General features: G+C 44.3%; 17 protein-coding genes. 9 read left to right on the top strand and 8 right to left on the bottom strand.

Features of this window, described 5'->3' with window-relative positions; all coding sequences use genetic code 11:
* Positions 1 to 167: 167 nt before the first annotated feature.
* Both SIB79_RS04735 and SIB79_RS04730 read right to left on the bottom strand, forming a co-directional pair.
* The gene (locus tag SIB79_RS04735) at positions 168 to 494 is read right to left on the bottom strand and encodes a DUF3764 family protein (RefSeq protein ID WP_236074540.1); all 327 of its coding nucleotides are present in this window, start codon (positions 492 to 494) and stop codon (positions 168 to 170) included.
* Positions 495 to 580: 86 nt separating this feature from the next.
* Positions 581 to 751, bottom strand: a complete 171-nt coding sequence (locus SIB79_RS04730) for a hypothetical protein (protein WP_236072681.1) — start codon at positions 749 to 751, stop codon at positions 581 to 583.
* Positions 752 to 1,205: 454 nt separating this feature from the next.
* Here SIB79_RS04730 and SIB79_RS04725 point away from each other — a divergent pair, with 454 nt between their 5' ends.
* Together SIB79_RS04725 and SIB79_RS04720 are read left to right on the top strand one after the other, a co-directional pair.
* Positions 1,206 to 1,475 (top strand): hypothetical protein, encoded by a 270-nt coding sequence (locus tag SIB79_RS04725; protein WP_063404093.1) that lies wholly within the window; start codon positions 1,206 to 1,208, stop codon positions 1,473 to 1,475.
* Between the two features lie 44 nt (positions 1,476 to 1,519).
* Positions 1,520 to 1,837, top strand: coding sequence for a hypothetical protein (locus tag SIB79_RS04720; RefSeq protein ID WP_063404094.1), 318 nt, complete (start codon positions 1,520 to 1,522; stop codon positions 1,835 to 1,837).
* A 124-nt stretch (positions 1,838 to 1,961) separates the two neighbouring features.
* Here the strand turns inward: SIB79_RS04720 and SIB79_RS04715 are convergent, their stop codons facing one another.
* The gene (locus SIB79_RS04715) at positions 1,962 to 2,189 is read right to left on the bottom strand and encodes a hypothetical protein (protein ID WP_063404095.1); all 228 of its coding nucleotides are present in this window, start codon (positions 2,187 to 2,189) and stop codon (positions 1,962 to 1,964) included.
* Positions 2,190 to 2,221: 32 nt separating this feature from the next.
* Here SIB79_RS04715 and SIB79_RS04710 point away from each other — a divergent pair, with 32 nt between their 5' ends.
* The 3 genes from SIB79_RS04710 (at position 2,222) to SIB79_RS04700 (ending at position 3,448) form a co-directional block, all read left to right on the top strand.
* The gene (locus tag SIB79_RS04710; RefSeq protein ID WP_155724674.1) at positions 2,222 to 2,440 is read left to right on the top strand and encodes a hypothetical protein; all 219 of its coding nucleotides are present in this window, start codon (positions 2,222 to 2,224) and stop codon (positions 2,438 to 2,440) included.
* A 110-nt stretch (positions 2,441 to 2,550) separates the two neighbouring features.
* Positions 2,551 to 2,991 carry a cupin domain-containing protein gene (locus SIB79_RS04705; RefSeq protein ID WP_063404097.1) on the top strand — a complete coding sequence of 147 codons (441 nt, stop codon included), beginning with the start codon at positions 2,551 to 2,553 and terminating at the stop codon, positions 2,989 to 2,991.
* A 388-nt stretch (positions 2,992 to 3,379) separates the two neighbouring features.
* Positions 3,380 to 3,448 (top strand): CCRG-2 family RiPP, encoded by a 69-nt coding sequence (locus SIB79_RS04700; protein ID WP_413681173.1) that lies wholly within the window; start codon positions 3,380 to 3,382, stop codon positions 3,446 to 3,448.
* 1,088 nt (positions 3,449 to 4,536) lie between these two features.
* Here SIB79_RS04700 and SIB79_RS04695 read toward each other — a convergent pair.
* The 3 genes from SIB79_RS04695 to SIB79_RS04685 all read right to left on the bottom strand — a co-directional run bounded on the left by SIB79_RS04695 (position 4,537) and on the right by SIB79_RS04685 (position 6,145).
* Positions 4,537 to 4,833, bottom strand: a complete 297-nt coding sequence (locus SIB79_RS04695) for a hypothetical protein (protein ID WP_155724676.1) — start codon at positions 4,831 to 4,833, stop codon at positions 4,537 to 4,539.
* Positions 4,834 to 5,093: 260 nt separating this feature from the next.
* Positions 5,094 to 5,600: a hypothetical protein gene (locus tag SIB79_RS04690; RefSeq protein ID WP_413681155.1), complete on the bottom strand. Its 507-nt coding sequence runs from the start codon at positions 5,598 to 5,600 to the stop codon at positions 5,094 to 5,096.
* Positions 5,601 to 5,686: 86 nt separating this feature from the next.
* Positions 5,687 to 6,145, bottom strand: a complete 459-nt coding sequence (locus tag SIB79_RS04685; RefSeq protein ID WP_063404100.1) for a prepilin-type N-terminal cleavage/methylation domain-containing protein — start codon at positions 6,143 to 6,145, stop codon at positions 5,687 to 5,689.
* A 129-nt stretch (positions 6,146 to 6,274) separates the two neighbouring features.
* Here SIB79_RS04685 and SIB79_RS04680 point away from each other — a divergent pair, with 129 nt between their 5' ends.
* On the top strand, positions 6,275 to 6,427 hold the full coding sequence (locus SIB79_RS04680; protein ID WP_236072682.1) for a hypothetical protein: 153 nt from the start codon (positions 6,275 to 6,277) through the stop codon (positions 6,425 to 6,427).
* Between the two features lie 34 nt (positions 6,428 to 6,461).
* Here the strand turns inward: SIB79_RS04680 and SIB79_RS04675 are convergent, their stop codons facing one another.
* A complete protein-coding gene (locus SIB79_RS04675) occupies positions 6,462 to 7,163 on the bottom strand; it encodes a DNA-binding response regulator (RefSeq protein ID WP_413681154.1) in 702 nt (233 codons plus the stop codon).
* Positions 7,164 to 7,340: 177 nt separating this feature from the next.
* Between SIB79_RS04675 and SIB79_RS04670 the strand changes: the two genes are divergently transcribed.
* Positions 7,341 to 7,556 carry a hypothetical protein gene (locus SIB79_RS04670; RefSeq protein ID WP_236072430.1) on the top strand — a complete coding sequence of 72 codons (216 nt, stop codon included), beginning with the start codon at positions 7,341 to 7,343 and terminating at the stop codon, positions 7,554 to 7,556.
* 126 nt (positions 7,557 to 7,682) lie between these two features.
* On the top strand, positions 7,683 to 7,820 hold the full coding sequence (locus tag SIB79_RS04665) for a hypothetical protein (RefSeq protein ID WP_413681153.1): 138 nt from the start codon (positions 7,683 to 7,685) through the stop codon (positions 7,818 to 7,820).
* Between the two features lie 88 nt (positions 7,821 to 7,908).
* On the opposite strand, the gene SIB79_RS04660 is transcribed toward SIB79_RS04665, so the two are convergent.
* Positions 7,909 to 8,061: a hypothetical protein gene (locus tag SIB79_RS04660; protein WP_196757577.1), complete on the bottom strand. Its 153-nt coding sequence runs from the start codon at positions 8,059 to 8,061 to the stop codon at positions 7,909 to 7,911.
* Between the two features lie 438 nt (positions 8,062 to 8,499).
* On the opposite strand from SIB79_RS04660, the gene SIB79_RS04655 reads away from it, so the two are divergent.
* Positions 8,500 to 12,264 (top strand): hypothetical protein, encoded by a 3,765-nt coding sequence (locus SIB79_RS04655; protein ID WP_063403033.1) that lies wholly within the window; start codon positions 8,500 to 8,502, stop codon positions 12,262 to 12,264.
* The last annotated feature ends 490 nt before the right edge of the window (positions 12,265 to 12,754 follow it).

Here is a 12,754-nt window from a genome sequence, read left to right as displayed (position 1 = left end):
TAGATCTAGATCTAAAGAAAGCCACTACAACCACCGTGGCCTCGAGGGTGCCTGGGAGGGATTCCCGGATGAGGTGACTTAGGGGCCCTACTTTCTAGGGCGCCGCAAATGATTGAAAATCAATCCAGCGCTAGCCCACCTCCTAGCGGTGTTGGTTGAGCTGTTGCCTAATGATCGATCCATTGAGTAATTGCTGTTTCGTCATAGATATGACCACTTGATTCAATCATTACTTTTGCCTCAGGGTCATTCCACATGCCCATCGCAACTCCCTCCTCTGCTTGGAATATCACAATCGCTCTTGATGAATCTTCTTTGTGTAAGCCTCTGTACAGAGATGTGATTCCGCCTGCTTTCAACATTGCTTTGTTGTCTTCACTGTCGTAAACAGCTCTCCACTCGTCAAAGGTTTTACTGATTTTGAAGTCAAACACGGTGGTTTCGATTGCCATTTCCAATGAAAAATTTCGACCAATTAGACCATGCTTACCCACCAACTAGCTGTACGTGCTGAACATTGATAGCGCTCTGAGATCTGTTGCTAGCTATCGCCCATGCATCGATAGCACTCAAGCAACGTTTAGTGAGGGTTGAAAATGCATCCCCGAAATGGTGAAATCCAATTTCTCTTCTCTAGCGCAGTACCCACATTCACCTGCGCATAAAGGTCTGCTGTTGCATCTGGGGTAAAGCGGGCATAGCTACTCAGGTGCACCTCAATCGTGTGCACCATGGCTTGGGCGATGTTCACTATCGGTAGACCTGCATCATGTGATGCTTTGGCATAACGATGGCGGAAGGTATAGGGCTTTAATACCTCACCAGCCTGATCAGCGTCTTGTCGTAGTTGATGCCATATCGCCTTGCGCTTGAGATAAGTGCCAAGCGCATCACCAGCGTTGGCTTGTTGTTCTAATGGCGGCAGTTGTTCGCCAATCTGTAGAAGGCCCTGCAGGTTGAAGTCGATAGGAGTGCTATCTGATTCTTTGACTAACAGGGTATTGAGTCGACGAGGTTCAGTGCGCTCCCATTTCTTGCTTACGTTACTCTTGCGGTAGATGGGTCCATAATTCAGGCCCTATTGGTCCATCCTTCTGACCTAGAACTGCACGTTTTGATTATTACGTAGGTGTAACAGATTGAGTCGGCACATTAAGGTGACGCGTCACCAGGGATCCCTTTTGAAATTATTGAGGGTGAGGACGATGAATCAGACCTACTTCGACGAGCTGTTCGAACGTTGGCAGGCAGCCGATGAGGTTGATGCTGAAACGCTCCAACTGATAAAAGATACTGTTCGATTTACCCAAGAGACAAGTGACGACAGCTTGCGGGGTCATGCCCGTCAGCTGCTTTCTGGTGTTTACCACCTTCCGAGTACTCCTCAAGAGATTGCTCTGATCGGGGAAGCGTTAGAAGGCACAGGCACAGTTCCTCCTGAAATACCTCCTGAAGACAATGGGTATGGCCTATAACGAAGCTCGATAAAGAGGGATGGCTCTCTCAATGGACGGCCAGTGTGGAGCAGTCCCCTCAAATTAGAAGCAAGCGCACCAATCACGTCTACGTGGATTTCCTGTGGCGAAGGGCTGTCGGCAGCGATTGCTTTGAGCCACCTCCTGCAAACACCCACAAGCTTTTAAAACCAATAACTTGCACTTGGCTTTTGGCATGGGCAGCAGTTCTCTTCTTGCTCCCTCGCCTAATCCTTCTCTGGGCTAACGAATCACGTCACACCAGAATCCAGCGCTATCGACATATGGGCTACTCCTGGCAACAGATCGCTGATCGCTATCACTGCTCAGCCAATACAGCGAAGAGGTGGCCCGCTACCTGACTCAACTTCTCAATGGGGGGGTAGCTAACGCCTCCAATCTCGACTTGATCACAAACTGCATCCCATCAAGTCCCATCACCACCATCGCACTCATACATGCAGCTCCCCACTCTCCAAACTCTTCCTAATCCAATACACACTCACCCCTGAACTCGATTCCTCGCTCCCAATACTTCTCCATTACCAACATCTCTTCTCGTAACTCGGCAATAGAGCCCATACGGCTACCAAGGCTGTTCCTGGAACTTAACCTGGTCTTACGACCAACTAGTTCATGCCTTTCCCTAACGGCACCTGGTTGACTTACTTCTCCCAAAGCGGCATCCAATACAAATCCATCACCTTTATCCATGATGGCAAATCATCCTCCTCAGTTACCGTCCCTTGCTGAGTCAACAGCCGCGGGGCAAGAAAAAGTCTTTGCCAAACGTCACCCTTTCTTTAACTGAAGTCGCTGGCTTGGCGTCACAATTGCTATGCCAAACTGAGAAGCTTGGGCGTAATTATCTGACCATTGTCTGGGAATTGCCAGCACTAAAAGCAGCCTTCGAAGCCACTATTGGCTCAAGCACTATCGAGATCAAGAGTCTTATCCTTGCCTGATGGCTGTTTTGATCGGAGGAAGTCCACCTTGTTCTTACTTTATGTGTTTATAATTATATTTTCAATATATACGTTATAATTAGCTTAGAAGATTAAATGATGAACAACAAATGAATGAGAAGCATTCTGATCACGCAGATAAAACAAAAATGCCGTCGTCAGAAACTCTTAAGCAAGTATGCCAGCCTGAGGAGCGGGTGTTAGGCAGGGCTGATGATGGCAGTGTAATGGAGTTTATGCTTCAAACTGAGCATGGAAATACCTACTTGTGCCGTTTCGCCCCTGGCTTTATTTCACATGCTGCCATTCAATTATGTACAGAAGAAATATGGTATTTTATTCAAGGGGAAGGGGTATTTTGGATAAAGCATGAAGGCATTGAAAGACATGTGCCTTTTAATGCTGGCACCGCGTTACATGCACCTTGCGGTGGAGCGATGCAATTTCGTAATAATGGACAGTTGGAAGCTGTAGCGCATGTAGTGACCATGCCTCCATGGCCTGGTTCAGATGGCGCTAAATTAACCAAAGGCCCATGGGAAAGTGTTTGATTCAGCTCTTTTAGTAGTGGTCTAACTCTCGTGGGTGCCTTGCTTCAGATAGCGTTAGTCCCTTTAGGTTCTGGGGTTGCTGGCCCATAGTGGGTTGAATAATTACGACCAAACAATGCCCCGTGCAACGGGGTATTAAATACCACGGGCCACCCACGGCAACGCTGCTCCCAATTGCAATTGGGAGCTCGCATGCTTAAACAGCATTTAGTCATTCCAGACCATTCTGGAAAAGGGCTTGTGTCAGGTGTTATCACCTGCGATAACTAGTTCTTGAGTTTTTGTAATTAACTTCACACAAGGCGTTGACCTGGTTCATCTCATGGCCTGCTGAATCCTGAGATTATGTGTGAGTCGGAGGGATGACCTCCCCTACTCAAACAAAATCATGACCAACATTGAACTAACGCTTGAGCAGCTTCAAACCATTTCTGAAGGTGGGAAAACTGAGCGATAGGCTCGTCGAGATGCCCGCAAAGCAAAACGTGATCAACGCAAGCACAAGCGCGAATGTGGTGACGGCCCACCGGTCAGTGATTGTCCCCTCGGGTCAGATTCAGAGTCTGGTGTAGACAACCATGAGATTGATACATATCCAGCTGCGGTCCTTGGGGCCCTTGCACCTGACCACGCGAATCACGAGGATTCAGCCCCGCAACTTGCTGGGTTTTTTATTACCTGGAGCCACTGCAGATATTGCTATAGATGGTGTTTTGAAAGGTGCTTTTGGGTTCTTTTGCTTTACCGGCAAATTGAATGGGTGCTTCTTCCGCAGCTGTATCATCCGAAATCAGTGTTAGAGCATTCGGCTTAACTAAATCCATGATTATCGGCATCAAGTAGCAGTAAATTTCGCTGTAGCAATAGAGTCTGCGACAGTAATCAAACGCTTAGACTTTAGTGATTAAGCTAGGAATATAAGTAGTTTTAGGGTAGATAGATTTTCGATAGATTTGTTATAAATACGAAAAACTATTGCTCGCTAATGCCTACTAGACAAGACATCAAGGCAACTTTCTGCAACTCAATATACCAGGTATCCGATAGCATTTTAAGCGAATAGTGAAGTGGTCAAAGAAATAAAAAACACCTGATATGGAAGTGTCCTTTATAGTGTTTTAGCCAGAATAGTATTTACTCAGTCATTGGAGCTGCCAATACGTTGTCGCGTGTGGCCAAGCTCTAACAACGATCAGGCGATACAAAGACCAATCAGATGGTTGTTTTCCCGTTGCTGTGGCAGCAAGCGGGGTAGAGGTTGGAAGGATTTGCCATAGCGTTTGGAGTGGCTTGAGCGAGAGATAAAGCCAATATGGTGCTTAATGAAGCCAATCTTGCGTTCATGATGATATCTGGAGACAACAAAGAAATACCCCCCACCTAGAGAGGAGTAAGTCAAATGGTTTTAGCGATTACGATCGAAATCACTGTTCTTTTGGGAAGTACAACCTTCGTTATTCCGCCAGTGCCAGCTAGCATCAGAATCATAGTGCCCTGATTCAGATTCATCACCTTCACAAAGGGTGGTAGCGACATCTGAATCAGTTAGTATTTCTGTCTGGTCATCTGTAGCTTGAAGTTCAAAGGAACGTCTAGCCAGTTGGCGTAATTTCCTTGTCCTTCAAGACTTTCAATGGAATAAACCAGATTCTCTTGAGGATCTAAAGTGCAGTTATCTGGAACAGTTGCTAGTGCATCATCTGCTCTAGATCTAGCAGCAAAGATGTTGGCATCATTCTCTGCATTGCTTAAGTTAGTGGATTTAGCCTGTGCCACTGTTGGCATTAAAGCCATTACAGCAACAATAGAGACTGTGAAACCCAAAATGGATAAAACAATCATTGTGGTTACTAGTTACATTTTGTCCTCCTTGGTAGTAACACAAAGGAATACACCCCCCGACAAGAGGGGTGTGAAGGTTGTCAAATAGATGACTTAACTGGCGTCTGAGGGAATCCATCAGTGACCGCAATGCTCCATGATTCAGTTTTGCCATCAGCATAAAAGACAGCGACAGAAGCAGGTGCTATATAAGTCACACCACTTGGTGCAGATGCATGAGTAAATCCTGTGCAGTTACCGGTTAAGCGGCTAGGGAACTTTCAGTAATCTGGATGCCTACCGTATCCATGGTCAGATAGGTCATAGAGCCAGTCATCTGGGTTTGATTCCAGATATCTAGCTTCAGACCAGGCTGGAGATGGAATGCAGGCATTAAGGTTACCTGCCTTCAGGTGTTCGTTGTACCACATCACACCCCATTGGTCATTTGGTGGACATTCAACGTGTGAGTATTTAAGGGGTGCTTCAAAGGCGAACTGCCTGTCAGGGTTAGTGTACTCTTGAGAAATTTCAGGCATTAACCTAAAAGCACGAGTAACTTCTGCAACGAACCTACCTTCACCTTCTGTGCAAGTAACTTGCCAGGAGCGTTTACCTAAGTCCGTAGTGCTACAGACATCGGTTGCGACAGGTTCATCTTCTCCGCCTTCATATTGGGCAGCGAATATAACAGCAGCAGATTCAGCTACGCCAAAGTTCTCTGCTCTCTTCTGGGCAATGACTGGTTGTAAGGAAATATGTGCTATCTGAGGGGCAGCAATGCCCATGACAGTGATGCCAACCAGCATAGAAGTGATGTTCATAATGATTACCTCCAATGAGAAAAAAACCCCCAGAGAAGGGGGGCATTGGATCATCCTTCAACAGGGGAACTAGGGAAACCGTCAGTCAAAGTGACAGTCCAGGTTTCATCAGGACCAGTTGCAGCGAATACACTGTCATCGGCACAGGTATCAACACCACTAGAAGCGCTAGTCAATGTGTAATCTTCTAAACCGCTAGGTTTAGCAACCTTGGTGAAGTCAGAGCCATCACCAACCATCAGTGCAGCTGTGCATTCCTTAGCTTGATTGACAACAGTTGTCTTAGCTGTGGAATTTTTAGCAGCATTTTGTGCGTTAAGGAGCTGTGGAGCACCTACAGCAGAAAGGATACCGACAATCACGATTACAACCATGAGTTCAATCAAGGTAAAACCTTCATCAACCTTTGTAAGAGCTGAGGTTTTAGTGTTGTAACACTTGACGATCTTGTTGAGTAATTGAGTTTGCATTTGTTTGATGGAGAGTATCCAATAGAACACATTCACCATCTCTGAATCAGCCTGGAACTACATCACCTAAACGGGGGAAAGAATTCTGGAACTATTCCCCCATGTGGGGGATGTTGAAAATGACTCTCAACGGGAAGCTGTGATTGAATACTTAGTTTCAGTTGAACGATGGATGAAAAACAAAAACTAATCAACTACTTCGATAAATTTAGAGCTGAAATTTTAGAAAAACTAAACTGCGACACCACAACGGAGCTTTTGTCTGACGAACGCAAGCTACGCCTAGTCAACGCTTATCTAGACATCGTTTCAGAGGGCTGACGCTACTGACCTAGGGGAAACTCTTTGAACGTGCTCACCCGACGATGCGATGTCTGATCGCAAAGACAGCTGCTTGAGTTCGATCACGCACCCCAAGCTTGCTGATGATTGTGCTCACATGGCTTTTGACGGTTTCAGTCGAGACGAAAAGGGACTCAGAGATTCCTTTATTGGAAAGCCCTCCGACAATTGCATTGAGAACCTCTAGCTCCCTTTCTGTGAGCTGATAGTCGATAACAGGGGCATCATTGAGCTGTTTGTTATCACGCGCCAGATCACGTACGTCAGCTGGGTAGTAGATCCCGCCTTTGAGTGTCGTCAGTAGCGATTGAATGAAGTCGCCATTACCACTCCCGACAGAAGAAACAAACATCACGCCATCGGCACCAGCATCTAAGGCTTCATCGACAACTTCCTTCGTTTCGCGTCTAAGAAAGATCAGTGCCTTGATCTCAGTCGAAACAAGCTTTGCTTCTTTGACTAGGTCGATCCCATATCCCTGCTCTAGGTCATCAGAGGTAAAAAGGATGTCAGGGCGATGTTTGCCAATCGCTTTTATGCCTTCTGCTTGTGTTGTCGATGCAGCGGCAATGGAGTCATAGATCGGCTTGACGAGGCAAAAGCTATTGAGAGCTAAGCGATCCCCCATGCAGGCAACAGATGTTTTGCCTGCTAAGGCTTCACGGCACTTCCTGCGAGCAGTCTTTAAAGCTTCTGAATGGTGGTCGAATTCCATAGACCAAACGCTACAGGGCTAGAGACATAACCCCCATTTAGGGGAAAACAGAGGTAAATAAATCACTGGATTGGGTGATGAGTTTTTAAAGCAATGCCGAAAGAGTGAAGGGGTTAAGGGAAACCTCTCAAAACGCGCACTAAACCAATGGGAATGGAAGTAAGACACGGCCTCGACATGATGTCTCACTCTTTCAACCAGTTGAAGACTGAGCCGAAGCCTGACACCAGCTTAAAAGACAGCTTTGACCTACTGACGGAAGCTTTCCTCGAAGCCGACAAGGCCAATGCTGAGTTGACGGCTATCTACTTAGGCAAATTGGAAGAAAAGATCGAGCGCAATAAGGAGCTGCTTGATCAGATCGTCAAGCGACTTGATCAGCTTTCTAGTTAATGCTGGCAGGTAGCCACGCATTCCCTGAATGCTGGAACTCTCCAAGCCGTGAAAGTAATCGACACTCAACCTATTGCTATCGCTTTGCCTAATTCTGCTAAAGCCATGCTCCCTCAATCCACTCACATGGCTAATGCTGCGCTGCCTCAGAGTGGGGTGTCGATGAACGCCAAGCACGGAACTACCTGCATGAAGCACGGCAGGTTGTTATTGATGACGTCAACCATGACCGCAAGGTTGTTGTCGCTGAGATGGTTCACATGATGAAGGCCGTTATGAAGGAAGGCTTTCGTACCGGTCAGCTGAATTCAGTCATTGGAGCAGCGAATACGTTGTCGCGTGTGGCCAAGCTCTAAAAACGCTTACCTGCTTGTTTAGGGGCTTGAAACAACAAGTTCGCGGGGATGTTGATGGAAAGCCTTGCATCCGTAAAACCTATAGCGGTCACGGTGAAAATCCCAGCCCAAGGGTTGAGCGGAAGTGGCTTATGGCTGTTGTTGCTCAACTCAGAAGTGATGTGGGTTATCAATAAGCAAATAGTTAGAAGCTCTAGATCTGCTGAGCAGCTGCTTGCATATTTTCTTTTTAATGAGGTTACTGGCTTAATTTGAAGTATAAAGTCTCGTATGATTATAAAAGTAATCCTGTGAATCAGGGACAACTTTTATGCCCAGAAACGATAACTATACAAGAGGCAGTAATTAATAGAAATACATGCCAAGGGTTTTTACATATTTATCTGTCGCTACTGTTAACCTTCCCTTACTCTAAATGTCTTCCGCATTCCATGGACTCCTATCTAGGCTAAACAGTTGCTCTGAATATACAATAAGTTCTCTCTTGGTTGAGACTAAACAGTAACTTCTGCAATTCTGAAAAAAAATAGATATTGCCAATTTGCACAAAAATGACTATGCTCTAGTATGTTCGTAGGATCTCAAGAATGTCTTCTACTCATAGAGAATTAATATGGGTCACAAATAACAAAGACTCTGGACCGGGCTCGCTAAGAGCTGCTATAGATCAAGGGCATAAATACGCGAAGCAAGATAAGGCGATAGAAATCGCATTCATAGGTAATTTTAGCATCAAGCCGATGCAAAAGACCAACCTTCATCAATACACTATTAATGGCGGTGACTGGTTAATTAATAACAGAGCCACTAAAAATATTACTATTGACGGATCAAACCAAAAAACCCTTGACAGGGTGAGATCATTATTTGGGATTAATAGTCCTGAAAAAATGGATGGGGCATTATATGGTAATAAGCCAACACGCGTTGATATAACTCGAATCAATCTTGTCAACAATGAAGTCAAAGGAGGAGCAACCAGAGGTAGTGGTGGAAGTCTCGCGGCTGGAGCGGCAGTTCTACATTGGGGTGGGCATTTAACATGGAAAGATAGCGTAATCCAAAAAAACAAAGTTAGTGGTGGTATTGGGAAGTCGGGTGCAGCAGGTGGAAATGGTTGGTATCGACACGGTTACGAGAATTCAACTATTGTCACACCAGAGGAATTGAATGAGGATCGTAATGAAGGGTTTCATGGTTTTAGTGCAGGTGGTGTCTCCCCGATACCGTTTGAGAGTGTTGTTCGTCCGGTCGGTCTAAATGGTTTGCCAAAGCCTTACTTCTCCACCTCTGGCACCCGTCTGGGTCAAGGTATTGATAGGCTCGTTACATATTCAGTGTACCCGGGTCCGAAATCGGGTATAGCTGGTCATGGTGGTTCTGTTAGGCATCTCTGGGGAGTTGTAGGTAGAGACGGGTGGGATGGTCGAAATGGGCGTTCGCTAGGTGAAGGCGGTCAAGGCGGAGGAGGAGGAGGAGGTGGTGGTGTGGCTCATCAAGACCAAATTTACGAGGAGAGCAATCCAAATGTATGGGGAAGTGGTGGAAAAGGTGGTAATGGAGCGAATGGAGCTTACGGAGCAGGTGGGGGTGCAGGTGGTGGTGGTGGTGGAAACGCTGGGACCAATAAAGTTTCTGGATTATCGATCTTTAAATCGTGGAATACAAGTCGATCAGCGACTTGGACAGCTGCGCAGTCAGGACGTGGTGGAAAAGGTGGCGAATGGGCTACGGATGGCACCAATGCGTCAAAACCCTACCGCCAAAATGCTGGCAGTGGAGGTAAAGGGGGAGATGGAGCTGCTCTTGGTGTTTTCACAAGTTTTGCGTCAGACACACAAGATTCATCTTTAAAATTGGACAATATCGATTTCATAGATAACGAGGCCAAAGGTGGAAAAGGAACGGGTCGATTCAGGACTATTTTCTCTAAGAATACCGAAGTTAAATTTAATGATGTGACAATAGAAAGGAACGGTAAGACAAGTACAGTAGCTGAAAATTGGGGATTTAAGAGTCATCATTCAAAAAATATAGTTCATCAAGCTGATGGCAAATTTAAAAAGATGGACAAGCATGATGCCCCTGTAATCATTCATTCAGCCTCCTATGAACAAAAAGATGATGCACAAATAGCAGGTAAGGAATTTAGGCTTAATCCGAATGTCGATAATGTAATTTCTTTAAAGGCTTATAACGAAAGTAAGTATACACAAGATGTTGAGATTAAAGGGTCTGAAAACCTATTAAAAGCTCTGAACATTATCAATGATACTGCTCTCCAAACAGAAAGTGAGGCCGAGATTCAAAAAACTCACAAAGGAATCATGAAAGGCATCCCAGTAATAGGCAGCTTTAATGATGGAGTCTTAGCTGGGTTTGTAAAAAAGGAGGGGGGGAATTTGCTTAAGGATCAAGCAACAAAAAGAATTACTAAAAGATGGGGAGAAGGAGTGGCCAAAACAGCCAAGAAATTTGTCGGTCTTATTGGTTTTGGAGCATTTCTCGTTGAAGGAATTATCAACCAACTAGAAGAAGATGCTCGCATTAAGCAAGAACTTGAAATCAAGAAAAAGATCGATGAGACACGCAACAAAGTTAAAACTCTTATACCAGATAAACTTTCGATTGATCCGATCAAAGTTATACATTCACGGACAAACGATGTATTTCGAGATTTTGTAATTGGCCAAGATCAGATTATTTTCGATGCTGGCATCAGACCAACACTTAAATACAGAGCAGACGGGCGTATTGATATAATGATGGGTGCCATTTCAGAAAAGGAAACTGACAATAAAACAACTAAAATTGGAGAGATATGGTTAGATGAAGATCAACACGCTCTTATTGCAGGTACTGTATGGAGCAAGGATGAATACTTTGACACTCTTCTTCATGTGCGTGAATTTGGAGACCACAAACGCTATGTTTTAGCTAAAGATACGACGTGGAACTACCTTAGGGGTAATGCACTCACGCAGCAAATTACCACATCAATCGCTAATGACCGTCTAATTATCGAGCGAGACGTAGAAGGGGGAGTTAAAAATGACGAACAAATCAAAGTCCATACTCACCAAGGAAATGACCGTATCACAGGAGATCAGGGTAATAGCAAAATTAAAGGAGGTCGAGGTAATGACTTTATTGCACCAGGTCTAGGTATAGACGAAGTTATTGGTGGCCCAGGCTTTGATACGGTCGATTATAGCAAACTTGACCATTCCATTACTATTAGCACTAATACAGACGATAAATTAGAAGCGATAATTAATGATAAGGGCAGCAAGCTTCTATCTAAAGATTCACTTGAGGGAGTAGAGTCTATTCATTCAACGGGTGGAAGTAATATTGATCTTTCAAAGGCAAAACAGCCTACAGAAGGAATTGATCTTTCAAACCTAGAACAGCGTACAAAAGGAATTACTTTCAATCATCCTTCATACTTGATTGCGACTGGTTCTGGTTCACAAATCGATGGTTCCAATTTTGATGATATTGTTATGATTAGTTATCATAGTGATTTTAATATTGATCCTACAAGTTGCATCGAGCAAAAAAGTACCGTAACAAAACTAGATGGGAAGGGTGGCAGTAATATTCTTCTGATTGATGGTCTCTCTAATTATTTATCAAAAGGCAATAGCTTCGAACTTGTTATTAAATGGAACCCAGCGGAAGGTAAACTTTATGATGCCACTACAGGTATATGGAGAGATGATGGTAAGCAAAACTGTAACGGCATACTTTATAATACAACAGGCGGTGCTAAGCATTCAATTCTTACATTCAATAATATCATTAACCGACCAAGTTTCACTGATTTTGATTCAACAAATGGATGGAATATCAATGCAGATGGCGGCTCGGCGTCAAGAACGATTGACGTATCGGACATTGCTGCAGATAGCGCTGCTGCTAATAAAAGAGTTTTTTCTACCAATACCATTACGGACGAGGATCTAGTAGATAATAAATTTAAAAAAATCATCAATCAGAAATGGAGTATTGACGATGACTTAATTGACTCGGATGATATCGATTGGGGATATTTAGACAAAATTAGCGGTATTGAGGATAAAATGTTAGACTATTATAAAAATCTCCGCTTTATTGAAAAGCTCAATCCCAATGTAGTTTCTACTCTTTTGCCAGAACTAACTAAAGGCATTGCCTCTAAAGCTAACCCACTAGATGATGAATTTGAAACAGGTTCCAATGAAGAATGGAGCGCTAACAATGATTTTATGGCCTCGGAGGATACTGATCAGAAATATTTTAATCTTACTGAAAAGCTAAATCCTAAGACAGCTTCTATTTTTCTGCCTGAACTAACCGATTATATTTAGGCTGTTAAATATAATACTGGCAATCCAGATACCCTAGCCATGGATATATAAATAATAGTGATCTGCGCATAAGTGATAATTAGATCATTAAGCCAAGGAGCTTCAGTCTCAAGTCAGGTAGTAGCCTATAAAGCTAATTCCCTGGAATCAGGCAACTATTATGCTTAGATATACTATCAATCAAATCGCTCTACCTGCTTCATCGTGATATAGCAGAGACAGGTAAGTCAAAGCGTTGTGGTAATTCCTTCTCTGAGTTAAAGATTGTGGATTGATTGGATGGAACTCAAGATGAAAGCTGCCGCTTGAAGATACCGCTTTGAGCTGTTTACGGCTTAAGACCAGAGGAACATGGACGCCTATGCTTCAAGGATGGAGTAACTATCAATGAACTTTGGACCATCTACCGCAAGAGCAAAGCACCAAGCAAAGGCAAGCGATAAGGAGAGGCGAAGGGAACACTGCACTGGGATTGAACGCTTAAAAGGGC

It is taken from the genome of Prochlorococcus sp. MIT 1342 (assembly GCF_047304495.1).
In the GTDB taxonomy this organism is placed as follows: Bacteria; Cyanobacteriota; Cyanobacteriia; order PCC-6307; family Cyanobiaceae; genus Prochlorococcus; species Prochlorococcus marinus_D.
This window is presented reverse-complemented; position numbering and strand designations above follow the sequence as displayed.

What these genes read in the sequence shown, in the direction of transcription:
- SIB79_RS04690 (WP_413681155.1), bottom strand. Translation starts at nt 5,600, where the DNA reads ATGGGCATTGCTGCCCCTCAGATAGCACATATTTCCTTACAACCAGTC.
- SIB79_RS04715 (WP_063404095.1), bottom strand. Translation starts at nt 2,189, where the DNA reads ATGGATAAAGGTGATGGATTTGTATTGGATGCCGCTTTGGGAGAAGTA.
- SIB79_RS04675 (WP_413681154.1), bottom strand. Translation starts at nt 7,163, where the DNA reads ATGGAATTCGACCACCATTCAGAAGCTTTAAAGACTGCTCGCAGGAAG.
- SIB79_RS04685 (WP_063404100.1), bottom strand. Translation starts at nt 6,145, where the DNA reads ATGGTGAATGTGTTCTATTGGATACTCTCCATCAAACAAATGCAAACT.
- SIB79_RS04725 (WP_063404093.1), top strand. Translation starts at nt 1,206, where the DNA reads ATGAATCAGACCTACTTCGACGAGCTGTTCGAACGTTGGCAGGCAGCC.
- SIB79_RS04705 (WP_063404097.1), top strand. Translation starts at nt 2,551, where the DNA reads ATGAATGAGAAGCATTCTGATCACGCAGATAAAACAAAAATGCCGTCG.
- SIB79_RS04665 (WP_413681153.1), top strand. Translation starts at nt 7,683, where the DNA reads ATGGCTAATGCTGCGCTGCCTCAGAGTGGGGTGTCGATGAACGCCAAG.
- SIB79_RS04680 (WP_236072682.1), top strand. Translation starts at nt 6,275, where the DNA reads ATGGATGAAAAACAAAAACTAATCAACTACTTCGATAAATTTAGAGCT.
- SIB79_RS04655 (WP_063403033.1), top strand. Translation starts at nt 8,500, where the DNA reads ATGTCTTCTACTCATAGAGAATTAATATGGGTCACAAATAACAAAGAC.
- SIB79_RS04670 (WP_236072430.1), top strand. Translation starts at nt 7,341, where the DNA reads ATGATGTCTCACTCTTTCAACCAGTTGAAGACTGAGCCGAAGCCTGAC.
- SIB79_RS04695 (WP_155724676.1), bottom strand. Translation starts at nt 4,833, where the DNA reads ATGATTGTTTTATCCATTTTGGGTTTCACAGTCTCTATTGTTGCTGTA.